Origin of the sequence: Gillisella vitis, from assembly GCF_001541345.2 — a bacterium.
GTDB classification, from domain to species: domain Bacteria; phylum Pseudomonadota; class Alphaproteobacteria; order Rhizobiales; family Rhizobiaceae; genus Allorhizobium; species Allorhizobium vitis.
In genome coordinates this window covers 71,114-95,922 of record NZ_LMVL02000004.1, presented here as the reverse complement: position 1 = coordinate 95,922, position 24,809 = coordinate 71,114, and the positions used below count along the sequence as shown (strand labels likewise).

Annotated in this window: 21 protein-coding genes; 7 read left to right on the top strand and 14 right to left on the bottom strand. The window is 57.3% G+C overall.

Annotation, left to right across the window (positions count from 1 at the left end; all coding sequences use genetic code 11):
• Positions 1–111 precede the first annotated feature (111 nt).
• The gene (locus tag ASB66_RS15200) at positions 112–1,395 is read right to left on the bottom strand and encodes a glycosyltransferase family 4 protein (protein ID WP_060718124.1); all 1,284 of its coding nucleotides are present in this window, start codon (positions 1,393–1,395) and stop codon (positions 112–114) included.
• A gap of 607 nt (positions 1,396–2,002) precedes the next feature.
• Here ASB66_RS15200 and ASB66_RS15195 point away from each other — a divergent pair.
• A complete protein-coding gene (locus ASB66_RS15195) occupies positions 2,003–2,542 on the top strand; it encodes a peroxiredoxin (RefSeq protein WP_060718123.1) in 540 nt (179 codons plus the stop codon).
• 28 nt (positions 2,543–2,570) lie between these two features.
• Here the strand turns inward: ASB66_RS15195 and ASB66_RS26085 are convergent, their stop codons facing one another.
• Complete coding sequence (locus ASB66_RS26085) at positions 2,571–2,966, bottom strand: hypothetical protein (protein ID WP_147274048.1); 396 nt, start codon at positions 2,964–2,966, stop codon at positions 2,571–2,573.
• 75 nt (positions 2,967–3,041) lie between these two features.
• Here ASB66_RS26085 and ASB66_RS15185 point away from each other — a divergent pair, with 75 nt between their 5' ends.
• The 5 genes from ASB66_RS15185 to aidB all read left to right on the top strand — a co-directional run bounded on the left by ASB66_RS15185 (position 3,042) and on the right by aidB (position 6,532).
• Positions 3,042–3,698, top strand: a complete 657-nt coding sequence (locus tag ASB66_RS15185) for a GGDEF domain-containing protein (protein ID WP_158544220.1) — start codon at positions 3,042–3,044, stop codon at positions 3,696–3,698.
• A gap of 198 nt (positions 3,699–3,896) precedes the next feature.
• Positions 3,897–4,358 carry an urease accessory protein UreE gene (ureE, locus tag ASB66_RS15180; RefSeq protein WP_060718120.1) on the top strand — a complete coding sequence of 154 codons (462 nt, stop codon included), beginning with the start codon at positions 3,897–3,899 and terminating at the stop codon, positions 4,356–4,358.
• Positions 4,359–4,364: 6 nt separating this feature from the next.
• Positions 4,365–5,057: an urease accessory protein UreF gene (locus ASB66_RS15175; RefSeq protein ID WP_060718119.1), complete on the top strand. Its 693-nt coding sequence runs from the start codon at positions 4,365–4,367 to the stop codon at positions 5,055–5,057.
• Between the two features lie 43 nt (positions 5,058–5,100).
• The gene (gene ureG, locus ASB66_RS15170; protein ID WP_060718118.1) at positions 5,101–5,712 is read left to right on the top strand and encodes an urease accessory protein UreG; all 612 of its coding nucleotides are present in this window, start codon (positions 5,101–5,103) and stop codon (positions 5,710–5,712) included.
• A 1-nt stretch (position 5,713) separates the two neighbouring features.
• Positions 5,714–6,532 carry an AidB family quorum-quenching N-acyl homoserine lactonase gene (gene aidB, locus ASB66_RS15165; protein ID WP_060718466.1) on the top strand — a complete coding sequence of 273 codons (819 nt, stop codon included), beginning with the start codon at positions 5,714–5,716 and terminating at the stop codon, positions 6,530–6,532.
• Between the two features lie 50 nt (positions 6,533–6,582).
• Here the strand turns inward: aidB and ASB66_RS15160 are convergent, their stop codons facing one another.
• The 10 genes from ASB66_RS15160 to ASB66_RS15110 form a co-directional block, all read right to left on the bottom strand.
• Complete coding sequence (locus ASB66_RS15160) at positions 6,583–7,272, bottom strand: Crp/Fnr family transcriptional regulator (RefSeq protein ID WP_060718117.1); 690 nt, start codon at positions 7,270–7,272, stop codon at positions 6,583–6,585.
• Positions 7,273–7,643: 371 nt separating this feature from the next.
• Positions 7,644–10,949, bottom strand: coding sequence for an efflux RND transporter permease subunit (locus ASB66_RS15155; RefSeq protein WP_060718116.1), 3,306 nt, complete (start codon positions 10,947–10,949; stop codon positions 7,644–7,646).
• A 12-nt stretch (positions 10,950–10,961) separates the two neighbouring features.
• On the bottom strand, positions 10,962–12,164 hold the full coding sequence (locus ASB66_RS15150; protein WP_411910077.1) for an efflux RND transporter periplasmic adaptor subunit: 1,203 nt from the start codon (positions 12,162–12,164) through the stop codon (positions 10,962–10,964).
• Positions 12,165–12,768: 604 nt separating this feature from the next.
• Positions 12,769–13,761 (bottom strand): ABC transporter substrate-binding protein, encoded by a 993-nt coding sequence (locus tag ASB66_RS15145; protein WP_060718114.1) that lies wholly within the window; start codon positions 13,759–13,761, stop codon positions 12,769–12,771.
• A 30-nt stretch (positions 13,762–13,791) separates the two neighbouring features.
• Complete coding sequence (locus ASB66_RS15140) at positions 13,792–14,661, bottom strand: ABC transporter permease (protein WP_060718113.1); 870 nt, start codon at positions 14,659–14,661, stop codon at positions 13,792–13,794.
• On the bottom strand, positions 14,658–15,524 hold the full coding sequence (locus tag ASB66_RS15135; RefSeq protein ID WP_060718112.1) for an ABC transporter permease: 867 nt from the start codon (positions 15,522–15,524) through the stop codon (positions 14,658–14,660). Before ASB66_RS15135 ends, ASB66_RS15140 begins: the two co-directional genes overlap by 4 nt.
• Positions 15,514–16,305 (bottom strand): ABC transporter ATP-binding protein, encoded by a 792-nt coding sequence (locus ASB66_RS15130; RefSeq protein WP_060718111.1) that lies wholly within the window; start codon positions 16,303–16,305, stop codon positions 15,514–15,516. Before ASB66_RS15130 ends, ASB66_RS15135 begins: the two co-directional genes overlap by 11 nt.
• A gap of 19 nt (positions 16,306–16,324) precedes the next feature.
• Positions 16,325–16,843, bottom strand: a complete 519-nt coding sequence (locus ASB66_RS15125) for a hypothetical protein (protein ID WP_060718110.1) — start codon at positions 16,841–16,843, stop codon at positions 16,325–16,327.
• Between the two features lie 2 nt (positions 16,844–16,845).
• Complete coding sequence (gene hydA / locus ASB66_RS15120; protein WP_060718109.1) at positions 16,846–18,300, bottom strand: dihydropyrimidinase; 1,455 nt, start codon at positions 18,298–18,300, stop codon at positions 16,846–16,848.
• Between the two features lie 268 nt (positions 18,301–18,568).
• Positions 18,569–19,822 (bottom strand): Zn-dependent hydrolase, encoded by a 1,254-nt coding sequence (locus ASB66_RS15110; protein ID WP_060718465.1) that lies wholly within the window; start codon positions 19,820–19,822, stop codon positions 18,569–18,571.
• A 301-nt stretch (positions 19,823–20,123) separates the two neighbouring features.
• On the opposite strand from ASB66_RS15110, the gene ASB66_RS15105 reads away from it, so the two are divergent.
• On the top strand, positions 20,124–20,765 hold the full coding sequence (locus ASB66_RS15105) for a TetR family transcriptional regulator C-terminal domain-containing protein (protein WP_060718108.1): 642 nt from the start codon (positions 20,124–20,126) through the stop codon (positions 20,763–20,765).
• Between the two features lie 13 nt (positions 20,766–20,778).
• Here the strand turns inward: ASB66_RS15105 and ASB66_RS15100 are convergent, their stop codons facing one another.
• Both ASB66_RS15100 and ASB66_RS15095 read right to left on the bottom strand, forming a co-directional pair.
• Entirely contained in the window at positions 20,779–21,732 is a 954-nt protein-coding gene (locus tag ASB66_RS15100) for a DMT family transporter (protein WP_060718107.1), read from the bottom strand.
• A gap of 127 nt (positions 21,733–21,859) precedes the next feature.
• Complete coding sequence (locus ASB66_RS15095) at positions 21,860–24,595, bottom strand: bifunctional diguanylate cyclase/phosphodiesterase (RefSeq protein ID WP_114386696.1); 2,736 nt, start codon at positions 24,593–24,595, stop codon at positions 21,860–21,862.
• Between the last annotated feature and the right edge of the window lie 214 nt (positions 24,596–24,809).

The following is a 24,809-nucleotide window of genomic DNA, read 5'->3' as shown; positions in this document are numbered from 1 at the left end:
CCTATCCACTTTCCTTAAATTTATTGGGATTTCAAAAGGCGGCGATGCTTTGAATGTCCATTCCCGCCGCCTTCTTTCAAAGGCAGGTAGCATCGCCACTGACAATGGGCATCACCCCGAAAACGGTTTTTGCATCAGCTCGGATGAATTGCGTCCGGCCCGGTACTCATTCAGGGCCTCAACGTAAAAATCGTCCCAGAATTCATTGGCATCCTTCGCCGAAAACATCGTCTTTGCGGTGCGATAGGCGGCCTGGCGCATGGCTTTGTAAGCATTCTGGTCCGCCATGGCAGCAACGACTTCGTTCAGGCTTTCCTCTGCCAGTCGTTCGATCTCGCGAGCATGAATCTCGGCAAATTCCGGCGTGCTGCGGTCGTCGGCAATGTGTTTCCACTCACCGATGTCAGTGGTTTCCATGTCGAGCAGAATGCCGTTTTGCCGGTGTTTGATGAATTCCGGCAGGGCACCCTGTTTGGTGGCGATCACCGGCACATAATTGGCTTCGGATTCAATCGCGCTGAAGCCGAATGTGTCGCAAAATGTGGTCAGCAGCGAAAAATGCGCGTTGCGCAGGATTTTCAGCACTTCGCTATTGGGAATGTTCTGGACATGGCGAACATTCGGCAGGCTCAGCAACTTTCGATACCGGTCGAAGTAACCGGGTGCCAAAGGATCGGTCCAGGACATCGGTCCGACTTCCACGGTGGAGATGATATCGACTTCCAGCGGAATGCCGCGCTCCATGGCGAGTTCGGCCATGCGCACGCCAACGCAACCGCCCTTGCGGGCAAAATGATTTCCGACGAAGACGACGCGGATCGGCCCCTGGTTTTCATCGTTGAACGTATCCGGTCGCTCTTCGATTTCCATGTTTGGATAGCGCATGAACAGTTTGCGGTTCAGGGTCTCGTAGCCAGGATTGTTTCTATGGGTCTTTTGAAAGATCCGGCGCGCATGTTCGGAAATCGCGCCGATGCCAAGACAGCGGTCGGACATCAGACGCCGGGTCATGAAGGAATACAGCGTGGATGTCTCAATGCCAAAGCCACGCGGCAAATGGGATTCAAAAGAGATCATGAAGGGAGTCGCGCTCATCGGTATCCGGTTGAACGCATGGATGAGGTCAAACCGGCGCGGCGGAAATGGCGACAGCACCGTGATGCCTTCCAGCTTCGGCGATACATAGTTCATCGGCACGAAATTGCGATTTTCGATCATGTGCCGGCTGTGGCGCGGTGAATTGAAGCGCCAGGGGTAACGGGTCGGTGCCAGCACCGACAAACGGGTATTTCTGATGGAGGGGTCCCGGTCACTGGCTCTGCCCACCGGACCATTTGTGTCTTCTGTGACCGGCAAGACGTGCCGGGTCATAGGCTGCTTTTTCGCATTCAACATCGTTTCCGTCTCCAACCCCTACCCAGTACCAAAAAAGATCTTCTGTCGGCGATTGGCATTCGAAAGCCTGTTTCGATGCCTGAATTTTCTGCAAATTCTTAACAAATCGTTAAGGTCGAATATTTCCGGATTAAAATACGCAGCAAAGTTTTTTGCAATGCTTCAAGATCTGTTTTGTCTGTTTTTTTATGTGATAATCGCCCTCTGTATCGACCATTAAAGGTATAGATCTTAAAATAGGGCAATAATGTGCTATTATGAAGCTTTGTTAAAGTTGTTATCGGTTGCATACGTTGCTGTCGAGGCGATGGCCCATGCATCGCGGTTGGCCTTCGACACAGAGCTCTCAATAGCTCGGCTTGCCAGATTTGAGCTTTTGTTGCGTTAAAAGCGAAACTGGCCGTCGTTACGCAATGTCGGGTTACGCAATGCCGGATGGGTCCGCCATGCACTATGCGCATGTCAGGCATGCTACGGCGGCCAGCATGCTGATTTATGCTGCGCCGCACATCGTTATGCGGTAATCCAAGGCTGATCCCGGTGGCCCGGTAAAAGGCTGCTTTTCATCATTTGTATCCTTCCGCATGTCTATCCAAGGAGATCAACGATGCTTATTGGCAGAAAAGTGCCCAGCGTCACGTTTCGTACCCGCGTTCGCGACGAAGAAGTCGGTGGCCCAAACCCCTTCCGGTGGCAAGATATGACCTCGGATGATTACTTCAAGGGCAAGAAAGTCGTGCTTTTTTCGCTTCCAGGCGCCTTTACCCCCACTTGCTCGACCTTCCAGCTGCCGGATTTCGAAAAGCTTTATAGCGAGTTCCAGGCTGTCGGCATTGATGAGATCTACTGCATTTCGGTCAATGACGCCTTTGTGATGAATGCCTGGGGCAAGCAGCAGGGCCTGGCCAATGTCAAACTCATTCCCGATGGCTCCGGTGAATTCACCCGCAAGATGGGCATGCTGGTATCCAAGGACAATCTCGGCTTCGGTATGCGCTCCTGGCGTTATGCGGCTATCATCAACGATGGCGTGGTGGAGCAGTGGTTCGAGGAAGAGGGCTATTCCGACAATTGCGATAGCGACCCTTACGGTGTGTCTTCGCCGCAGAATATCCTGGAAAAATTGAAGGAAAAGCAGGCGGCGTAAGACGAAGGCTCATTTTCAAAGAACCTCCTTACGCGTGGTTAAACACCTCTGTGAGACCAAAAAAACCCGGCTTCGTGCCGGGTTTTTTCATTTCGGTGATGCACAGACGGCTGGTATTTCCAAGACAGCACGCCCACCCGACATGGTGCAAAACGCTTGGCTGTATCGCTTTATGCAGGCGCGCCCCTGTCTTTGCCCGGATGATCTGTTTTGGCTGTTCGTGTATTGAAATGATGCGATGGCCCATACAATCAATCGTTAAAATTCTAGGTAATGATTTAGGAAACGACACACAAAACAGGCCTATCCCAGAGAAAAGCAGAGAAGGGGGCGGCAATTGATTCGAATATTGAACTGGCTTTCGCTGCGCCGAGGATTTGAAGATCTTTCGCAACGGGGAAATGTTTTCAGCTTCGTCATGCACTTGATGTTTTCCTCCGTTTCGCTTGCTCTGGGCTTTCAAATCGTCGCCCTGCCGTTCTGTTGGGTATTGGGTCTGATGCCGATGCCGCTCATCGACGCGGTCAAACTCAGCGTGGCGATGAGCTGGCTGTTGGGCAGTTTCGTGGCGACGTTTACAGGTGTCTTCGTGGCGCGTGAAATCCGCAGTCTTGCCATCGCCAAGGCCAAATACGAGCATTTGAGCCGGATTGACGGTCTGTCCGGCCTGCTGAACCGGCGCGCCTTTTCGGAAGCGCTGGACCAGACGGATGGGAACGCTTCGCTGGCCATCGCCGATCTCGATTGGTTCAAGTCGATCAATGATGCCTACGGCCACAGCGCCGGCGATTTCGTCATTCGGGCCGTGGCAGATATTCTGTGCCATTTCGCCCATGATCCGCATGTCACGGCCCGGCTTGGCGGCGAGGAATTCGGTTTGATCATCCAAGGCGAGACGATCCAGCAGCGGTTTGAGCGGATCGACATGATCCGCCGCAGTATTTCCGACCTTCGGCTGCACTTCGACGGTCGGCTGATTTCGACCTCGATCTCGATCGGGGTTGCGGAAATTTCGCCTGAAAGGCGGCCGGAAGTGGTCTACGCGGCCGCCGACCGCGCGCTTTACCGTGCCAAGGCCAATGGACGCAACTGTATCGTGCATGAAATGACCCATGGCCCGCAACCGTTGAAGCAGTCTATCCAGGCCGTCTCCTGAACGGCCCGATCATTGATTTGATATTTGCGATAACAGGTGACGTAGATCCATTTGCCTGTTGCGCCCGGCCTTATTTTGCGCAAACTTGGCGCTTGCCAAGGACGGAGCCTCGCTAAAAGGCTGTCGGCCAAATCCGGTTTAGGAAATTGATATCTGCGTTGCGGAGCCACTGGCGATCCGCAGGGCCATGGAGTGCCGATGCTGCGTGTTATCTCTTATCTTCCGGCCTCAGATGCCCTCGATCCGGCGGCATCAACGGTTGTTCTGGCCCATGACATGCGCCATTTGCGTCGTAAGCTGCTGCATCTGGCCGATGGCGAGATGGTGATGCTGGACCTGAAAGAAGCGGTGCTGTTTGCCGATGGCGACCGCCTGGTGCTTGAAAACGGCGACCAGATCGCGGTGAAGGCCGCCGATGAGCGGCTCTACGCGATTGAACCGCGCGATGGGCAGCATCTGCTGGAACTGGCCTGGCATCTTGGCAACCGCCATCTCCCTGCTCAGATCGAGCTGGATCGCATCCTGATCGGTCGTGATCCGGTGATCCGCGCCATGCTGGAGGGCTTGGGTGCTGCGGTCAGCGAGGTGGTGGAGCCGTTTCAGCCGGTGCGTGGCGCTTATCATAGCCATGGGTCACATGCCCATCACGCCCATTCCTGATCGACAATGACCATTGTTCTCGACACGCTCGGCCTGATCCGGCTGATGACATGGCTCTCGCCAGCCTTTCCCGTGGGTGGTTTTGCCTATTCCGGCGGGCTGGAGAGGGCGGTCGAGGATGGGTTGATCGATGGTGACGGCACCGCCACCGGACGGCAAGAGGCGTTGCTGGCCTGGCTGACGTCGCTGCTGGATCATGGCGCAGTTTGGAATGATGCTGTGCTTCTGGCTGAGGCCTGGCGGGTTTGGAATGTGCCGCAGTCCCTAACCGAGGTGTCGGATTTGGCGTTGGCGCTGGCCGGCTCTCGGGAGCGCTATCAGGAAACCACGGCACTTGGCGCGGCGTTTCGCGATGCGGCCCGCGCCTGGGCCGACCCGTTCTCGGTCCTGTCGTCCGGTCCGGTTGCCTATCCGGTGGCGGTGGGGGCGGTGGGCGCCTGCCAGGGGATAGGTTGCGAAGCCGTGCTTGCCGCCTATTTGCATGCAGCCCTGTCGCAGCAGGTGTCGGCGGGTATTCGCCTCAGCCTGATCGGCCAGACCGGCGGCCTCGCCATTCTGTCGCGGCTGGAGGCGCCTGTGGAAAGGATGGCTGTCCGGGCCGTTCAGTCGGAGTTGGACGATCTTGGAAGCGCCACGATTGCCGCGGACATCGTTTCGGCGCGCCATGAAGGTCAATCTGTGCGACTGTTCCGGTCGTGATATCGCCAGCTTAAGAAGCTTGGATAATAACAAGGGGAAAAGCATGAAATCGGCAAATGGTCCGTTGCGGGTTGGAATTGGTGGCCCGGTCGGCTCAGGCAAGACGGCGCTGACGGAAAAGCTGTGCAAGGCGATGCGCGACCGCTATTCGGTGGCCGTCGTCACCAATGATATCTATACCCGCGAGGATGCCGACGCTTTGATCCGTATGCAAGCGCTGTCTTCCGACCGGGTGGTGGGGGTGGAGACCGGCGGCTGTCCGCATACGGCGATCCGGGAGGATGCGTCGATCAATCTCCAGGCGATTGCCGGACTGAACGAGCGCATTCCCGATCTCGACGTGATTTTCATCGAATCCGGCGGCGACAATCTGGCCGCGACCTTTTCACCCGATCTGGCCGATGTGACGATCTACGTGATCTCGGTCTGTCAGGGCGAGGAAATTCCCCGCAAGGGTGGACCGGGCATCACCCGCTCGGATTTGCTGGTCATCAACAAGAAAGACTTGGCGCCTTATGTCGAGGTCGATCTCGATGTAATGGATCGAGATGCAGCCCGTATGCGCGAGAGCAAGCCATTTGTTTTCACCGATCTGAAACGCGGAGAGGGTGTCGATCACATCGTTCGCTTCCTTGAAAGCCATGGGGGCCTTTGACATGACGGATATACGTCGTTTCGGACGCTATGATGTAACGATCATGGTCGATGGCGTGTTTCGGGCGCCGATTGAACATCTGGATCACGCCAGCAGTGACGTGGTGCGAAATGCGGCGGTTGCGGCGTGGCCAGCACCTACCATCGACATGGACGTCAATTTCTTCGTGCTGTCGGGCGCTGACGGCATTACGCTGGTCGATGCAGGAACCGGCCCTTATTGGGGGCCTGAACTGGGGCTTGGAAGGGCAGCGCTCGAAGGGGCTGGAATTAGCCGCGCTGATGTGCGCCGGGTTCTCCTCACCCATTTGCATGGCGACCATGCGCTGGGCCTTTTTGACCAGGCCGGACAATATTTCCCGGAGGCGGAAATTGTCGTTCCGGAAGCGGATCTGGCCTATTTTACGAAAGTTGAACTGAAGGAGACTGTCCCCATCTATCGGCGTGGTGGCTTCGACATCGCTGCCCGCCTGCTGGAAACCTACCCGGATCGCGTGCGACCTGTTCTGGAAGGGCCAGTGATTCCCGGGATAGAAATGGTATCCATGCCCGGCCACACCCCTGGTCATTCCGGTTATCTCATTGGCGAGGGCACGGAAAAGCTCGTTCTTTGGGGCGATCTGGTCCACGCTCCCGCGCTTCAGCTTGAAGATCCCGATTTCTGCTTCATCTATGACGCGGATGCACGGCAGGGCGCCGACAGCCGCCGCACCATCTTCTCACAGGCGATCGAAAAGGGCTGGATTGCCTCAGGCGGCCATGTTTCCGGTTTCGTGCGGGTAGAGAGTGCGGACACTGGTTGGCGCTTCGTTACGGCCTGATGTCAGGGGAATGGCTCGTCACGCGACACCTTTGGGTGATGCGATGCCTGTCAAATCTGTCGGAGTGTGTTGACATCGTTGATCTGGACCATCCGACCGCGCACAGTGACGCCGCTATGCCGCAGGGTGGAAAAGGCGCGTGACAGGGCTTCGGGTGCAAGGCCCAGCTTGCCAGCCAGCAGGCTTTTCTGGAAGGGCAGGCGGATCGACACGGCACCGCCGCTATTGGGGCAATTGTCGATCAGATATTGTGCCACGCGTTGCGGAGCGGTTTGCAGTCGGTCATTGGCGATGCAATCCATGGTGCTGCGCAGATAATTGGACAGGCAGCGGATCACTGAACGGGCAATGTCGTTTTCCTGCTCTGCAAGCTGGCGTACTTTGGCAAGGTCAAATCGCGCCACCGTCACATGTTCAGCCGCCTGGGCGTTATAGTGATAGGCATCACCCATGGCCAAAAGGCTTTCGGCAAAAGTGTCGCCACTGCCGCTGATGCGGATATCGGCTTCGCGTCCGTCCTTGTTCAGGCGGTAAAGGCGGACATAGCCGGTCAGCACGCAATAGAAATAATCGGCAGGGTCACCCTCGCGAAACAGAATATCGCGCGCCTCGAAGCTCAACACTGTCGCCAGTTCCAGCATCCGGTTGAGAGAGCCCGGGCCGAGCGTGGCCATCAGGGGTGATTTTACCAGAATATTGCGATCGCGACTGTTCAAATTCAAAACCTTGTTCACGGCCAGACCGTCCTTTTCCTTCAGCCCTTGCGCAGCAGCGCCCGCCTGATAGCGGTATGGTTCATAAGGGGAATGGGTGGTCGCGACGGCTCGGTCTTGCGCGGGACATCATAGCTGTTCCCATTGGTGCAAGACGGCGCCCTCTTTTCCACCATCGGCCCCCCGCCACTGGTCGATGGGGGTAATCTAATGGGAAAATCGGGCCAATGGTTTGATTTCGATCAATAGCCAATTTCAATCACAGGTTTGCGTGATTGCAGCTCCGTTCAACGGATTCAGCAGAGAGCGTCGGGTGGAAAACTGAACACGGCACAAGGCGATACGCTATGGCTGCTGTATCGCCTTGTGGGATCTGTCATTTTCAGTGGATTTTCGTCTCAATCCCGTCCGAACGGTCCCGCTGAGAGGCGTCTTGGTGGATGGGCAGCACCGGCTTCCAGGCCATCCATGCGGGCTTCGAGCGTGGAGATCTGGGCCGAGGTCTGGTCGTGCAAATCGGTGAGTGTGGCGGTATCGAGCGGCTCTCGTTCCTGTTCCTTGGCACCGACCAGTCTGCCGAAGATTGCGCTCAGCAGGCGCGACAGATCGTCCATGACAAGGAAGAAGGAGGGGACGACGACAAGGCTCATCACCGTCGAGACGATGATGCCGCCGATCACGGCGATGGCCATGGGCGAGCGGAAAGAGCCGCCTTCGCCAACGCCCAGCGCCGAAGGCAGCATGCCCGCCGACATGGCAATCGAGGTCATGATGATCGGTCTGGCGCGCTTGCGGCCTGCCTCGACCATCGCTTCGACACGTTCCATGCCATGGCGGCGCATTTCGATGGCAAAATCGATCAGCAGGATGGCGTTCTTGGTGACGATCCCCATCAGCATCAGGATACCGATCAGCACGGGCATTGACAGTGCATTATGGGTGATGATCAGCGCCACGGCCACGCCGCCGACGGCCAGCGGCAGCGACAGCAGAATAGTGAAGGGCTGGATGATGTCCTTGAACAGCAGGATCAGCACGATCAACACCAGCAGCAGGCCAAGGATCATCGCATTGACGAAGCTCGCCAGCATTTCCTTCTGGACCTTGGTGTCGCCAGTTTCCTTCAGATAGACGCTGGCGGGAATCTTGGCGGCGGCAACCGCCTGCTTGAACGCCGCCGTCGCCGTATCGAGAGCCACGCCTTGCGGTAGGTCGGCCCCAATCGAGACGACACGGTCGCGGTGATTGCGTTTGATCGAACTGATGCCTTGGGTGTAATCGATATCAACCACGGTGGAGAGCGGCACCATGGAACCGGACGCACTCTTGATTTTCAACGCCCTTATGGCGCCCAGATCGCGACGCTGGCCAAGCGCCGCCTGAACCCGGATCGGGATCAGCCGGCCATCCAGCGAGATTTTCGGCAATTGCGCATCGATATCGCCGATGGTTGCGACGCGAAGGGTTTCGGAAACCTGCTGGGCGGTAATGCCCAGTCTTGCCATTTCATCGGTTTTCGGACGGATCTGTAATTCCGGGCGCGGCAGTGAGCCATCGGCGCTGACATTGGCCAGCACCGGCACGGTGCGCAATTTCGCCTCCAAGATGCTGACTGCCTCGGTCAGATCCTCTTCGTTCTTGGAGAGGAAGTAGAATGCCATGTCGCGGGCACCGCGATCGTTCATCTTCTGGACGCGAATATCGGGAATGTCACGCAGCTTGGCAAAGACCAGTTTTTCGATCTGCCATTGCGGGATCGTGCGTCCATCAACGGCCATTTTCGGCAGGTACGGGCCGATCAGCGGCAGGCCACCGATCAGTTTGTTGACCACGGTTTTGACCAGCGAATGTTCGATGCGGAACAATTGCAGGGTCACCGACGCTCGCCGCAATTCCAGATCTCCACTGGGCGAGGTGCCGCCCTGGACAAAGACCGATTGCACGCCGGCAAGCGGTTTCAAGGTCTCGGTGATCTGCCGGACGCGGTTTTCGGTCTCATTCAGTGTGGCATTGGGCGGTAATTCCACCGAAAGCGTAATGCGCCCGGCATCTTCTGGAGGCATGAAGCTGGTTGGAACCTGCATCAGCAGGCCGACCGATACCACTAGGAACACCAGCGCTGCCGCCAGCGTCAGATAGCGGCGCTGCCAGGTGCGGGTGGTGGCACTGACAAGCCTTGTGTAGCGCCGCATGAAGCGGCCTTCCTGCCCTTCGTCCTCATCATGGCCGTCTTCCGGCCGCATCAGGTAGGCGGCCATCATCGGAGTGATCAGCCGTGCGACCAGCAGCGAAAACAGCACGGAAAAGGCGACCGTCAGGCCGAACTGGATGAAATACTGACCGGGAATGCCGCCCATGAAGGACACGGGCACGAAGACGGCTACGATGGTGAAGGTCGTAGCGATGACGGCAAGGCCGATTTCGTCGGCTGCCTCGATAGCGGCTCGATAGGGCGTCTTGCCCATCTTGATATGGCGGGCGATGTTTTCGATTTCGACGATGGCGTCGTCCACCAGAATGCCGGTCGCCAGTGTCAGGGCGAGGAAGCTGACGAGATTGAGCGAAAAGCCCATCATCTCGAGAATCCAGAAGGTCGGTATGGCGGAAAGCGGTAGGGCAATGGCCGAAATAAGCGTTGCCCGCCAGTTTTTCAGGAACAGGAACACCACGATGACCGCCAGAATTGCCCCTTCCAGCAGGGTATCGATGGCGGCGGTGTAATTGCCATAGGTGAAGTAGACGAAATCGCTGATCAGGTTGATGCCAACATCAGGATTTTTGGCTCGCACCTCATCGAGGCTCTTGGCCACCAGTTCGGCGACGGCGACGTCGGAGGCGCCTTTGGAGCGGAAGATCGAGAAGGACACCACCGGCTGGTTGTCCAGCAGGGCAAAACTTTTCGGCTCCGTATAGGTGTCGATGATCCGGCCAAGATCGGCAAGCTTGACGAACCGGTCCGAGGAAATGGCAATGGTGGTGTTGGCGAGCGCCGGGACATTACGGGTATCGCCCAGCACGCGGATCGCCTGTTCGGCACCAGCCACCTGACCCCGGCCCGAGCCGATATCGACATTGGTGCCGCGCAATTGCTTGTTGACGTCGGCGGCGGTAATGCCCAGCGCGTTCAGCCGGTCCGGGTCCAGCTCGATCCTGATCTCGCGGTCGGCACCACCGATACGGTCGATGCGGCCAATGCCTTTCTGGCCCTGGAGCGCGCGTTTGATCGTGTCATCGACGAACCACGACAATTCCTCGAGTGTCATGTTCGGGGCGGAGACGGCAAAGGTCTGGATTGCCTGGCCTTCGACATCGACTTTGTTGACGATCGGCTCATCGACGCCGGCGGGCAGATCGTTACGGATCCGATCCACCGCATCTTTGACATCCTGAACGGCCTGCTGGGTGGGAATTTCGATGCGGAACACCACAGAGGTGACCGACACGCCGTCATTGACCTTGGAGGAAATCTCGTCGACGCCGTTGATCGAGGCGACGGCATCCTCGATTTCCTTGGTCACCTGCATTTCCAGTTCCGACGGCGACGCCCCGCTCTGGGTGACGCTGATCGACACGACGGCGACATCGATATTCGGAAAGCGGGTAATGGGCAGGCTGTTGAAGGACTGGATGCCCAGCACCATCAGCAGGAAGAAGCCCAGCAGGGGTGCTATCGGATTGCGGATTGACCAGGCGGAGAAATTCATCGTCTTGCCTCGTCAGTTGGATATTGCGCCGGTCTGGCTCACGGTTTCGAGCACCGGCCTGACCTTGTCGCCATCGCGCACGAAAGCCCCTGCTTTCAGCACCACCAGATCGCCCGGCTTGACGCCTGATGTCACCAGGATAAAGCCGTTTTCGATAATGCCGGTCTCGATTTTCACCTGCCGGACCACGCCATTATCAACGACGCGGGTAAAGCTTCCGGCCTTGCCGCTATCGATTGCGGACAAGGGCAGGGCAATGCCTGAGGCGGAGGTGATGGTGATCAAGGCACTGGCATACATGCCCTGACGGGCGGCATCGCTATCATCGAGCAGAATATGCACCTCGCCGAGCCTGGTGGTCGGGCTGACGGCGGGAGAGATCAGCCGCACATGGCCGCTGATCGGCGTTGCCTGTCCGGCAATGGCGATTTCGGCCGGTTGGCCGATCCGCATTTTTTGCATATCGCTTTCGGACACTTCGGCCACCAACTCGATCTTGCTATCGCGGATAATGGTGAACAGCGGCTGGCCGGAGCCGGCAGCTATGGCGCCGATGCGGGCATTGCGGGCGGTGATCAACCCGCCGAACGGCGCCTTGATATCGGTGCGGGCCAGTTTCAGGTTGAGATCCGCGACCTGGCTGATCACCACTTTCAACTCTGCCTCGGCAATGGCGATGGACTGGCGGGCGCTGTCCACCTTGTTGCGGGCATTGATGGCGGAGGTCTCATATTGCTGGACCTGAGCGGTGGAAATCGTGCCACCCGAGACCAGCGACTGGCCGCGCGCCAATTGCCGTTCCGATTCTGCGGCACTGGCCTGAGCATCAATCAACTGGATCTTGTATTGCGCAAGCGAGGCCTCGGCCTTGGCCTGATTGGCGGCATACTGCGCCTTTTGCAGGATCAGGCTGTCTCCGTCCAGCGTCGCCAGGACCTGACCCGCCTTCACCTTGTCGCCGACATCGGCCAGGAGATTGCGAATGGCTATTCCATCCACTTCAGGCTGGATGTAAATTTCCTCCACCGCCTTGATGCTTCCGGTGCCGATCACCTTGTCGGTCAGGCTCTGGGTGCTGGCTTTGGCAACGACGATGGCCGGGAGCTGGGCATCGGTGCTGGCTGCGGGTGCGGGAGATTGCGCGTTCGCGGCAGATATAAAACCGCCCTGGCTGACCGATAGCAGCAGCGCCAGAACGAGGATGATCGGTCTCACGTGCAAAGTTCCAACCCTGCTGTCCGTCACCTCAGGTATCCTCCCAGTGTCCGATCGATTACGGCGCGACCTGTCACGCTGGCTCGAGGCCTTGCGGACAAAGGCTAGGTGGGCGCGAGCCTTTTTCCCGGGGCGTGTTGCGACCGACGATACGATTTCAAACATGTCTATTCAAATCCCTTGGGATCTATTTGGGATCTATGGAAAACCCACAATACGCTAATATTATCGAAATGGCTTTAAATACAATGTCAGGTTTGCCGATCAACGGAAAACCCGGGTTTTTAATAGGGTTACGTTACGACACGGGCGGTTGCAGCGCAATCCCGCCGCAGATAGAGCCGGTGCAGCAAGAGGGTTGCATTGCAATAATAGTTAAAGGGAAACGAGCGGCTTCGACCTGATTGCGGATCGGCTTGTGTGGTAAACCCGGTTTTGCCCGCACGCGGTGGTCGGGCCTGTGCCAATATGAAAATCCCATGAAATAAGAGGGTTAGAGCAGGCTCAGCTGGGTGGCCCGGTCAGCCTCTGGCAAACCCGCCGCCAGGGAGCGGGATGAGAATCCTGGCGGCGAATACACGATAAAATTGAAAGTTGGATCTGCCTATTTCAGTGCGGCATCGGTGATTTCATGGGTATAAGCACCCACGGGTTCCTTGGATATGACAGGATCGGAACCGCCGCCGAGCAGGGTGGCCACGGTGCGCTTGTAATCGGCCTCATCCAACGCGCCCTTGGAGCCTTCCGTCAGCTTGGCCACTTCACTCATCATCCGCTTCTGATGCTTTTCGGTCTGGGCACCGGAGGCGTCGTTGTCCAGCACGATACCAGCTGCGTCGTCCGGGTTCTTTTCAGCCCATTTCCAGCCCTTCATGGAGGCGCGGACGAACTTGACCATCTTTTCCTTGAAGGCCGGGTCTTTCAGCTTCGGCTCCAGCACGTAGAGACCGTCTTCCAGCGTGGCAACGCCTTCCTTCTCATAGGGGAAGGTGATCAGCTGATCGGGCTTGATGCCGGCATCAATCACCTGCCAATATTCATTATAGGTCATGGTGGAAATGCAGGCGGCCTGCTTTTGCAACAGCGGATCAACGTTGAAGCCCTGTTTCAGCACCTTCACGCCATCGGCGCTGCCATCGGTCTTGATGCCCAGATGCGCCATCCATGACAGGAACGGATATTCATTGCCGAAGAACCACACGCCCAGTGTCTTGCCTTTGAAATCGGCAGGTGTCTTGACGCCGCTTTCCTTCAGACAGGTCAGCATCATGCCCGAATGCTTGAACGGCTGGGCGATATTGACCAGTGGAACGCCCTTTTCGCGGGTGGCCAAGGCGGATGGCAGCCAATCGACGATCACATCCGCACCGCCGCCAGCCAGCACTTGCGCAGGCGCAATGTCCGGGCCGCCGGGCTTGATGTCCACATCAAGGCCTTCTTCTTTGTAATAGCCCTTGTCTTTGGCGACGTAATACCCAGCAAACTGCGCCTGTGTGACCCATTTCAATTGCAGGGTCAGCTTATCTGCGGCATGGGCCTGCATAGCCAGCATGGAAATGCTGGCGGCCATGAGGAGTGTGGTGATTTTGCTTTTCATGATCGTTCCCTCTCTTGTGTTATCAACGATTTATCTTACCTGCCCACCACGGACAGACGGATGCCAGAAGGTGACGGCTTTTTCAGCCAGCGCCACCAAACCATAGAAAACCGAACCCGCCAGCGCCGCTACCGCAATTTCGGCCCAGACCATATCCACATTGCTGCGGCCAACCTCGGTGGAAATGCGAAAGCCCATGCCAACGATGGGTGTGCCGAAAAACTCCGCCACAATCGCGCCGATCAGTGCCAGTGTCGAATTGATTTTCAAGGCGTTGAAAATAAACGGCCACGCGGCGGGAAGCCGGAGCTTGATCAACGTCTGCCACCAACTGGCGGCATAGGTGCGCATCAAGTCGCGCTCCATGGCACTGGCCGCAGACAGGCCCTGCACGGTGTTCACCAGCATGGGGAAGAAGGTCATGATCACCACGACCGCGACTTTGGACGGCCAATCAAACCCGAACCACATCACCATGATCGGGGCCACGCCCACCACGGGAAGGGCGGAGACGAAATTGCCAATCGGCAGCAGGCCCTGTTTCAGGAAGGGGGAGCGATCAATCAGCACGGCCACGATAAAGCCAAGGCCGCAGCCTGCGACATAGCCTGTGATCACTGATTTCAAAAAGGTCTGTTGGAAATCGGCCCAGAGGATGGGCAGGGAGTGGATCAGCCGGGTCCAGATCATGCTGGGGGCGGGCAGCAGAATGGAGGGGATATCAAAGCCGCGCACCATGCATTCCCAAATCACCAGCAGCGTGATGCCAAACAGCAGCGGCACGGCAATATTGGCGGCGCGCTGGGCAGGCAGGGCGGCGAAATGCTGGCGCACCAGCCATTCATTCACGCCCCAGGCGGTGAGCCAGAAGATCAGCGCAAACAGCAGATAGCCACTCATGCCCGCTCTCCCATGCGTTTTAACACTGCCGTGTGGGCAAGCCCGACGATGGCCACCAACAAAGCCGCCAACCCTGCCGCCATAAACAGCGCTGCCCAGATTTGCACCGTCTGACCATAGTAAGAGCCAGAAAGCAGCCGGGCACCAAGGCCCGCGACAGCGCCGGTTGGCAATTCCCCCACAATGGCTCCCACCAGCGAGATGGCAATGGCCACTTTCAGCGAAGTGAACAGATAGGGCATGGCGGCGGGCATGCGCAGTTTCCAAAATGTCTGGGTGTTGCTGGCGTAATAGGTGCGCATCAGATCAATCAAAATAGCATCCGGGCTACGCAGACCTTTGACCATGCCCACCACCACTGGAAAGAAGGAGAGATAGGTGGAAATCAGCGCCTTTGGCATCAGGCCTGAAATGCCAATGGCGTTCAGCACCACAATAATCATCGGGGCCACGGCAATGATGGGAATAGTCTGGCTGGCAATCACCCACGGCATCAGCGATTTATCGACGGCGCGATTATGCACAATGGCAATGGCCAGCAAAATGCCAAGCGCTGTGCCCATGCCAAAGCCCATTAGGGTGGCGGAAAGGGTGATCCATGCGTGGTAGACAAGGCTGCGCTTGGAGGTAATTGGCTTATCAATCACCGTATCCCACAGCTCGGCAATAATCTGGTGCGGAGCAGGTAGCACCGGGCGTTCCTGATTGAAGGTCTGCTCGATCACTTGCGCGGTGGTGATGGTTTCCCCCGCCCGCGCTGCCTGATCGCGCACGAAGGGCGCGTTGAGAATGACCACAAAGACATGCCAGATGATCAGGATGGCAAGGATGACGGTGAGAATGGGGAGAAGTCTATTCCTCATAACTATGCCCCGCCCGCAGACCTTCGCGCACCCGATGGGCAATGGCCAGAAACTCCGGGCTTTCACGAATATCCAGCGGCCGCTCCCGTGGCAGGGTCGATTCGATCACATCGGTGACGCGACCGGGCCGGGGGCTCATCACCACGATTTTGGTGGAGAGATATACTGCCTCTGGAATCGAGTGGGTGACAAAACAGATGGTCTTGTTGGTGCGATCCCAGAGTTTTAGCAATTGCTCGTTCAAGTGGTCGCGGACAATTTCATCCAGCGCCCCAAAGGGTTCATCCATCAACAACAGATCAGCATCAAACGCCAGCGCGCGGGCAATCGAAGCGCGCTGCTGCATGCCGCCGGAGAGCTGCCAGGGGAATTTTTTGCCAAAGCCGGAGAGATTGACCAGCTCTAGCGTCTGCTCAATCCGCTTTTTCTTCTCATCAGGGCTATAGGCCATGATTTCGAGCGGCAGGGCAATGTTCTGCTCAACCGTGCGCCACGGATAGAGCGCTGCCGCCTGAAACACATAACCGTAGGAGCGCTCTTTGCGGGCGTTTTCCGGCGTCATGCCATTGACGGTGATGGTGCCGGATGTGTGCTTTTCCAAGTCAGCAATGACGCGCAAAAACGTGGTTTTGCCACAGCCGGATGGGCCGATGAAGGAAACGAAATCGCCCTTTTTCACCTCCAGATCCACGTTGGACAGCGCATGCACCGGCCCATCATTGGTCTGGAAGGTCAGACAGAGGTCTTTGGCGGAGACGACGGAGTAGGGGTTGTCTGTCATGATGGTCGTCCACGTCTCATCATTGATTTTGAAGAACGGGTTGATTTTGAGGTGCTTTTGGGCGCAGACCCATACGCCAGAAGACCGATCCGGCGACGGCACCGCTTGGGATCAACGGAATACTTAAAGCCAGGGCTGGCAAAATATACTCGTTAAATCTGTATTTTTCAGTGTCGGCCGCGGCTGTCATAGGCATTATAAAAATTATACTGAAAGATGATATTGATGCTATTGGGCAAAGCGCACCTAGAATAATTGAGTTTCTATGAGTTGAATCCCAAGTAATTCCAATAAGAAAGATACATGCCAACGTAAACGGTGCTGCGGTAATTGCAGCTATTGGAAATTCGTATGCAAATATAAGTAACAATAATATAATTAAACCCCAGAATCCGGAAAATATTTCAGATGGTAAAAAGTAGCTTTTTTCTACTAAAATGAAATCAGTCAAAAATAGTGTTAGAATGATGACATCGACAACGAGTATCCCCGCGATAACGGCGATGAAATAAGCCTTCACCATCCTGATTTTGCTCATCCTCACACTCCCGTTGCCGGAATGCCGGTGCGTTCCACTTTACGCGGCGACACCAGTTCTTTCCACGTAGACAGCGCCTTGCTCACCGCCGGATAAGGCTCACGCTTCACAAACTTGCCGTGGCCTTCCTGCGTTTTCACGGTGCTTTCCTCAATCGCCACCACGCCACGGGTGAGCGTGAAGCGCGGCAGTCCGGTGACGGTTTTGCCCTCGAACACATTGTAATCAATGGCCGATTGCTGGTTGCTGGCCGAGATGGTCTTGGAGCGTTTTGGGTCCCACACCACAATATCGGCATCGGCCCCCACAAGGATCGCGCCCTTTTTCGGATAGATATTGAGGATTTTGGCGATATTGGTGGAGGTGACGGCCACGAACTCGTTCATGGTCAAGCGGCCCGTTGCCACGCCATAGGTCCACAGCATGGGCAGGCGATCTTCCAGACCACCCGTGCCGTTGGGGATTTTGGTGAAATTGCCGACACCAAACCGCTTCTGCTCTGATGTAAAGGCGCAATGGTCGGTGGCAACGCAAGACAGCGAGCCGGATTGCAGGCCAGCCCAGAGGCTATCCTGATGCTGCTTGTTGCGGAACGGCGGCGACATCACCCGGCGGGCGGCGTGGTCCCAATCCTTGTCGAAATATTCGCTCTCATCAAGCGTCAGATGCTGAATCAGCGGCTCGCCATAGACGCGCATTCCCTTTTGCCGGGCGCGGCGGATGGCCTCATGGGCCTGCTCGCAAGACGTATGCACCACATAGAGCGGAACGCCCGCCATATCGGCCAGCATAATGGCGCGGTTGGTGGCTTCGCCCTCCACTTCAGCCGGGCGGGAATAGGCGTGCGCCTCTGGCCCATCATTGCCCTCAGCCAGCAGCTTGGCCGACATGGCGGCGACCACATCGCCATTTTCGGCATGCACCAGCGGCAGTGCGCCCAGCTCGGCGCAGCGCGAGAAGGAGGCGAACATCTCGTCATCATTCACCATCAAGGCTCCCTTATAGGCCATGAAGTGTTTGAAGGTGTTGATGCCCTTGTCTTGCACAATGGTCTGCATTTCGTTGAAAATGCGCTCATCCCATGAGGTGATGGCCATGTGGAAGGAATAATCGCAATTGGCGCGGGTGGATTTATTATCCCAGCGGGCGAGCGCTTCCAGCAGTGACTGGCCGGGATCGGGCAGACAGAAATCCACCACCATGGTGGTGCCACCAGCCAGACCCGCACGGGTGCCGCTTTCAAAATCATCGGCGGAATAGGTGCCCATAAACGGCATTTCCAGATGCACATGAGGATCAATGCCACCCGGCATGATATAACAGCCGGAGGCGTCCAGCACGGTATCGGCGGAAAGATCGGGGCCGATTTCGGTGATGATCCCGCCCTCGATCTTCACATCGGCTTTGTAGGTGAGATCGGCTGTGACGACGGTGCCGCCTTTGATGACTGTGCTCATGTGTGTTCACCCGTGTTTGTTTTGGTTATCATTCAAGCATTTCGATTTGCCGCTTACCCCCCCCCCCTCTGGCTTGCCAGCCATCTCCCCCTCAAGGGGGGAGATCGATCTGTGGTTTGCCTCGCACCCCTATTTTATGCTGTGGGGATTAGAGCGCATCGTGTGTCGGAGGATTGGGCGTATCGTCTATCTGATTTCCCGCCTTGAGGGGGAGATGCCCGGCAGGGCAGAGGGGGGTAAGCGGCAGATCGAAACGATCATGCTGTCATCACCCCACAACCTCCGCCGTCTCCAACACCGCATGCAACAACACATCACACCCCGCACTGGCCCAATCCTTGGAAATCTCTTCCGCCTCATTGTGCGAAAGCCCGCCCACGCAAGGGCACATGATCATGGTGGACGGCGCAACTCGTGCTGCCCAGCAGGCATCGTGGCCAGCGCCGGAAATGATGTTCATGTGGCTGTAACCCAAGCGTTCAGCCGCATCGCGGACGCGGCCCACGAGCGCGGGATCAAAGTTGACGGGGTCGAAATGGCCGACGGCTTCCACCGAACAGCCGACGCCGAGCGCTTCGCAGATTGTTGCCGCTTCGGCCTCAATCTTCGCCCGCATCCGGTCCAGCTTCTCTTGGCTCGGCGTGCGAATATCCACCGTGAACACCACTTTACCCGGCAGCACATTGCGCGAGTTGGGTGAGAAAAACACTTGGCCGACGCCGCCGACGGCGCCCGGCTGCTCGCTCATCGCCACGTCCTGCACCATCTCAATAATCCGGCTCATGGCCAGACCAGCGTTGACGCGAAGGTTCATCGGCGTGGAGCCAGTGTGCGCTTCGCGGCCTGTGAGGGTAAATTCCAGCCACCATAGACCCTGACAGTGGGTAACAACGCCGATCTGCTTGTTCTCGGCCTCCAAAATCGGGCCTTGTTCAATGTGATATTCGAAATAGGCGTGCATTTTCCGCGCCCCCACTTCTTCCTCACCCAGCCAGCCAATGCGCTTCAACTCATCGCCGTAGGTTTTGCCGTCGGGGTCCTTGCGCGAATAGGCGTAATCCAGCGTATGCATGCCGGCAAACACGCCGGAGGCCAGCATGGCGGGGGCAAAGCGCGCGCCTTCTTCATTGGCCCAGTTGGTGACAACAATCGGATGCTTGGTCTTGACGCCAAGATCGTTCATGGAACGCACCACTTCCAGCGCCGCCAGCACGCCCAACACGCCATCATATTTGCCGCCGGTGGGCTGGGTGTCGAGGTGGGAGCCGACGTAGACGGGCAGGGCATCGGGGTCGGTGCCGGGGCGGGTGGCAAACATCGTACCCATCTGGTCCACGCCCATGGTCATGCCTGCCGCTTCGCACCAGCGCTGGAACAGGGCGCGGCCTTCAGCATCCTCGTCGGTCAAGGTCTGGCGGTTGTTGCCGCCAGCAATGCCGGGGCCAATCTTGGCCATGTCCATCAGGCTGTCCCACAGCCGGTCAGCATTTACGCGCAGGTTCGCACCGGGGTGAGCCGTCATTTTATCATTCCTAATTTGTGCAGGGATTTCGATGCCCATCGAAAACCGCTGTTCCCATCATTGTTAGCTCTTGTTATTTTTGAGCCTTTGTTTCGGTCTCAACCATTGCCTTTCTGAGGGCAGTGATTGATATTTGACCGATTGGTAAACATTACAACTTCCGGCGTAGCACTCAAGCCGAAAAACGCGAAAAATTCGGTCAAAGCTTTCGCCTATTTTTTTTGAGGCGCGTCTGGTTGCTTCCGGGGCAGGGTTGGAAGCAGCAAGGCGCAGGCAGGCATGGGGAAGACAGGGAGAGAGCATGGCGATTGCCAGGGCATCGAAGACGCAGAGGCGGACCCGGATTCAGGAGGAAAAGGAGGAGGTCATCCTGCAGGCAGCGCTGGACGTGTTTTCCATGCGCGGCTTTCGCGGTTCGACCATCGACCAGATCGCCGAGGTGGCGGGCATGTCGAAACCCAATCTGCTCTATTATTTCCGCACCAAGGAGGCGATGCACCGGCTGTTGATGGACAGGCTGCTGGAAACGTGGCTGGAGCCGCTGCGCGCCTTTGATGCCGAGGGTGATCCGCAGGAGGAGATCCGCAGCTATATCCGCCGTAAGCTGGAAATGGCCCGCGATTTTCCGCGCGAAAGCCGGCTGTTTGCCAATGAAGTGCTCCAGGGCGCGCCAATCATCGAGGATGTGCTGAAAGGACCGTTGAAAGATCTGGTCGATGAGAAAGCCGAGGTGATCCGCAGCTGGATCATGGCGGGCAAGCTTGTCGCCTGCGATCCCTATCACCTGATTTTTTCGATCTGGTCGACCACCCAGCATTACGCCGATTTCGACGTGCAGGTGCGTGCCGTGCTGGGCGCAGGGACGGCGGAAGACGACCGGTTCGAGAATGCCGCACGGTTTCTGGAAGGCCTGTTCCTGCGAGGTCTCCAGCCGGGAATTTGAACGCGAGGCCGGATCAATCCGGCAGCAGGGCCATGGCGAGAAGTCCTGCGGCTGTGATCAGCGCCCCGGCAAACACCGCCAGCGGCGCCCAGCCATGGCCCATGGCGCCTTCCAGCAGAATGATGAAACTCGGCGTCAGGTAGCTATAGGCGAGCACCTTGGGGGCGGGCAGGCGCTGCGAGGCATATTGCAGCAGCAGGAAAGTGATCAGCGTCGTCACGACCGCCAGATAAAGCACCAGACCCCAGCCAAGCCAGGAAATCGAGGTGTAATCAAGGGCGATCAGCCGGGGCAGGCCAGGGACCAGCATGAAGGCGAGCGTCCCCACCGCCGACCAGAGCAGGAAGATCAGCGCTGGTTCGTTCTCGTTGAATTTACGCAGCAGCGGCACATAGATGGCGTGCGCGGTGACGCCGACGAGGTAGATCAGCTCGCCCTTGCCGATGTCGAAATGGATTAACGCCTGCACATCGCCGCGAAAGATCACCCAGATTGCCCCGATGGCGGCAATCACCAGGCTGACCATCACCCGGCCACGGGTTTTCTGGCGCATCAATAGCCAGGCGAAACCTGCGCTCATCAGCGGCATCATTGTGAAGATCGCTCCGGTCGCCACAGGGGCAGTAAATTGCAGGGCGATGAACATGCTGATCATATAGGTGGCCATCAGCGCCCCGATAATCACGAAGCGGACCGGGCGACGCGGCGCTTTGAGCGGATAACGCTTGATGCGGAAGCACAGGAAAGCGGTCAGCGCGATGGTGACGATATAGCGCAGGGCCTGGACCGCAATCGGATCGATCATGTGGGTCGCCATGCCACCAAAGGAAAAGGAGGTGGCGAGCAATACGGCAAACAGCAGAACGGCCAGATGGGCCTTCAGTTTCTCGCGGCCACGGGCATGGCTGTTATGCCTGTCTCTTATATTGTCTTTTTCAGGCAAGGGGGAAATCGTCGATGCTGTCACGGATTGGGTCTTTGTGAATGATAGGCAAAATGGCGGCCACGCATGTCGCGCCAAGCCTCTCTATACGATGCAGGGCAAAGCGAGGCGACCCCTTTTCCGTTCAAAAGTGAGGCATTTCAAAAAAGCATCAGAGCGCGATGGCATCCTGTTTGCGGTCGAGAGATCGGCGCTTCAAAAGCGCGAACAGGTCGTCGCCGTTCATGGGACGGGCGAGGCCATAGCCCTGCAAGGTATGACAGCCGAGATCCCGCAGAATTTCGGCGTGCTGCATGGTTTCCACGCCTTCGGCAATGATTTCAATGCCAAGCGAACGGCCAATTTCGACGATGGAGCCGATCAACCGTCGCTGTTGCTTGCTCTCGATGATCGGCTGGGTCAATTGCCTGTCGATTTTCAGCCGTCGGGGCGAGAGCTTCAAAAGGCTGAGGATCGAGGAATAGCCGGTGCCGAAATCATCGATCTCGATATCGATACCGAGGATCTTGATCTGGCTGATGGCGGTGGCCGCAGCTTCCGCCTTGTCGTCAAAGGAGATTGATTCCAGCAGTTCGAAGGCAAGGCCGCCAGCGGGAAGCGGTGTATCGCGCAGATGGGCGACAAGCCCATCATCGAACAATCTCTGGGCAGAGATATTGACGGAGACATGCGGTGTGTCCAGACCATGCTCCTGCCAGCGCCGGGCCTCGGTAAGGGATTGTTCGAGAATGCTGTTGTCGATGGCGGCCACGACGTTCAGGCTTTCGGCAACCGAAAGAAATGCGATGGGCGGCAACAGGCCAAGCTGCGGATGTTGCCAGCGCGCCAGCGCCTCGACACCGGTGATCTGCATGGTGTGCGCGTTAAATTGCGGCTGGAAATAGGGGATAAAATCGTGATCGGCCAGTGAGCGCAGAATAGCATCGGCGGTGCGCTTGGTGGAAAGCGTCGCTTCCTTCAACGTGTCGGAAAAGAATTCCAGCCGGTTCTTGCCGCGCCGTTTCGCCTCGTAAAGCGCGATATCGGCATTGATCAATGCCTGTTCCAGATGGGGGTGGCTGTTGTAGGATTGGGCGATACCGATGCTGGCGCTAACACGGCATTCCTGGCCCTCCCAATGGATCGGCTGGTTGATGGCATCGATCAGGGCTTCGCCAAGAATGCGAGCTGTGGTTTGGTTGCTCTTATCGTGCTTGACCACCACGAATTCGTCGCCACCGATGCGTGCCGCAAAATCGCCCGGTGAAATATGGGCGTTGATCTGGCTTGCGGCATGGCGCAGCATCGCATCACCCGCCGCATGGCCCAGCGTGTCGTTGATCTCCTTGAACCTGTCGAGATCGATGTGCAGCAGAGCCACAGATTTACCGCTACCGCTGATGGCTTCGATGTCTGCCAGGTGCCGGTCGAGGAAGCGTCGGTTGGCAAGTCCGGTCAGCGGATCGTGCAGGGAGGTATGTTCCATGATCCGCCGGGCGTTTTCCAGCTCGTGGTTCTGGGCCTCCAGCGCGGTTTTGGCGTCATGCAGGGCTTCGTGCAGTTTGACATCGGCGGTGATGTTCCAGTTCACCCCGACGATTTTCTTGCGAAAATCCGCATCGCGATAGATCGAGCCGAAAGAGCGGATATGGCGTATCTGGCCGCTGCGATCCAGAATACGGAACTCGGTCGAGTAATTGGCTCCGGTGCGGATGGCTGTGGCCAGGGCATGGCTGGCACTTTCCCGGTCCTCCGGATGGAGACAATTGCTCCAGTCTTCACGGGTTTCGATCGGCCGTGACGGATCACAGTCGTAGAGCTGGCGCATGCGGTTGTCCCAGGTCAGGGCCAGGCTGCCGATATCCATTTCCCACACGCCGATTTGCGAGGCATCGAGCGCGATCTGCAATCGTTGTGAGAGGGTACGCAGTTCCCGTTCCTGCTCGTTCAGTTCGGCAATATTGGCCTGTCGTTCCATCAGCAGATGCGCGACCCACAGGAACGGCGTGATGATCGTCAGTGCCAGGATGAACATCACCAATTGGCGGAACCAGACTTCGTTGGCGGGTTGTTGCCAGCCGCCCTTGGGGGCTGCCGCCAGCACCCAGGACTGGGCGCCAATGCTGACCTCCATGCGCACCGCACTGGCGCCGATCAATGCGGGATCGCCAAAAAACGCCGTGTTTGTTGCGTTTTGCGTATCGGAGTCGGCGTAAAGTGCAACATTCATATCGAGGTCATAGAGGCCACTTTCGCGAAACAGCCGCTCCACATCGACGGTGCCGCGCAGCAGGCCATGGCTGAAGGGCTTATCCTGAAGGGACGTCTGGTCATCGGGCAAGTCCGCAGACGCGCCGACCGGTTCGTTCAGGCTCGATGATGCGATGGGGTAAAAGATAACGAGACTATTGCCGGTGTTCGGCAGGTTCATCGGCTCGGTGATGACATAGATATTGCTGCGCATGGCCTGCAAGGCGGCTTTTTGCTCCTGGGGGTTGGCGGTAAAGTCATATCCAATCTGGTTGAGAATGAACGGATAGGTCAGCCGTGTCTGCATGTCGAAGGAAAGGCTGATTGAGCGCAACCGCACGGGTCTGGAGAAAAATCGCCGGCCAATGGCGGAAAACCGCGCCTGGCTCATATCCGGCTCGGTTTCGAGCACGGCAAGCAGGCCCTGGAGCATCTTGATGTCAGCCTTGATATTGCCTTCCAGCCGGGCGCGCACAGGGCTGAGCTTGTCGGTAATCGCGGCCTTCCTGTCTTCCAGATAGGCTTTGCGATTTTGGTTTTCGATTGCAAAAATGGTGACGAAAACCGCAGCGCACACAATAAAAGCGGGCCAGTAGAAGCTGGCAAGCTTCCTGACACTTCCCGCAATGTTACCGGCCCAGGCAGAAATGCTCATCATCAAACTCTTCAACGTGCAGATATATCGATGTTTTGGTCCTGCGCTTTAGAGTCTGTCTGGCTCATATGTCATCTGACAGACTTTCGATCTTATTGTTTTCGTGTCGGATTTTTGCGAAAATCGATCCCAATTCTCTGCCTGCTTTTGTCGCGCTCGGTAGAGCGTAAGATGCACTGTTCATTTCGAAGATTGAACCTGGTCGCTTCGCCCATTT

Coding starts and splice junctions, on each gene's coding strand:
- ASB66_RS15200 (WP_060718124.1), bottom strand. CDS start 1,395: ATGTTGAATGCGAAAAAGCAGCCTATGACCCGGCACGTCTTGCCGGTC.
- ASB66_RS15195 (WP_060718123.1), top strand. CDS start 2,003: ATGCTTATTGGCAGAAAAGTGCCCAGCGTCACGTTTCGTACCCGCGTT.
- ASB66_RS15185 (WP_158544220.1), top strand. CDS start 3,042: ATGCCGATGCCGCTCATCGACGCGGTCAAACTCAGCGTGGCGATGAGC.
- ureE (WP_060718120.1), top strand. CDS start 3,897: ATGCTGCGTGTTATCTCTTATCTTCCGGCCTCAGATGCCCTCGATCCG.
- ASB66_RS15175 (WP_060718119.1), top strand. CDS start 4,365: ATGACCATTGTTCTCGACACGCTCGGCCTGATCCGGCTGATGACATGG.
- ureG (WP_060718118.1), top strand. CDS start 5,101: ATGAAATCGGCAAATGGTCCGTTGCGGGTTGGAATTGGTGGCCCGGTC.
- aidB (WP_060718466.1), top strand. CDS start 5,714: ATGACGGATATACGTCGTTTCGGACGCTATGATGTAACGATCATGGTC.
- ASB66_RS15155 (WP_060718116.1), bottom strand. CDS start 10,949: ATGAATTTCTCCGCCTGGTCAATCCGCAATCCGATAGCACCCCTGCTG.
- ASB66_RS15145 (WP_060718114.1), bottom strand. CDS start 13,761: ATGAAAAGCAAAATCACCACACTCCTCATGGCCGCCAGCATTTCCATG.
- ASB66_RS15140 (WP_060718113.1), bottom strand. CDS start 14,661: ATGAGTGGCTATCTGCTGTTTGCGCTGATCTTCTGGCTCACCGCCTGG.
- ASB66_RS15135 (WP_060718112.1), bottom strand. CDS start 15,524: ATGAGGAATAGACTTCTCCCCATTCTCACCGTCATCCTTGCCATCCTG.
- ASB66_RS15130 (WP_060718111.1), bottom strand. CDS start 16,305: ATGACAGACAACCCCTACTCCGTCGTCTCCGCCAAAGACCTCTGTCTG.
- ASB66_RS15125 (WP_060718110.1), bottom strand. CDS start 16,843: ATGAGCAAAATCAGGATGGTGAAGGCTTATTTCATCGCCGTTATCGCG.
- hydA (WP_060718109.1), bottom strand. CDS start 18,300: ATGAGCACAGTCATCAAAGGCGGCACCGTCGTCACAGCCGATCTCACC.
- ASB66_RS15110 (WP_060718465.1), bottom strand. CDS start 19,822: ATGACGGCTCACCCCGGTGCGAACCTGCGCGTAAATGCTGACCGGCTG.
- ASB66_RS15105 (WP_060718108.1), top strand. CDS start 20,124: ATGGCGATTGCCAGGGCATCGAAGACGCAGAGGCGGACCCGGATTCAG.
- ASB66_RS15095 (WP_114386696.1), bottom strand. CDS start 24,595: ATGATGAGCATTTCTGCCTGGGCCGGTAACATTGCGGGAAGTGTCAGG.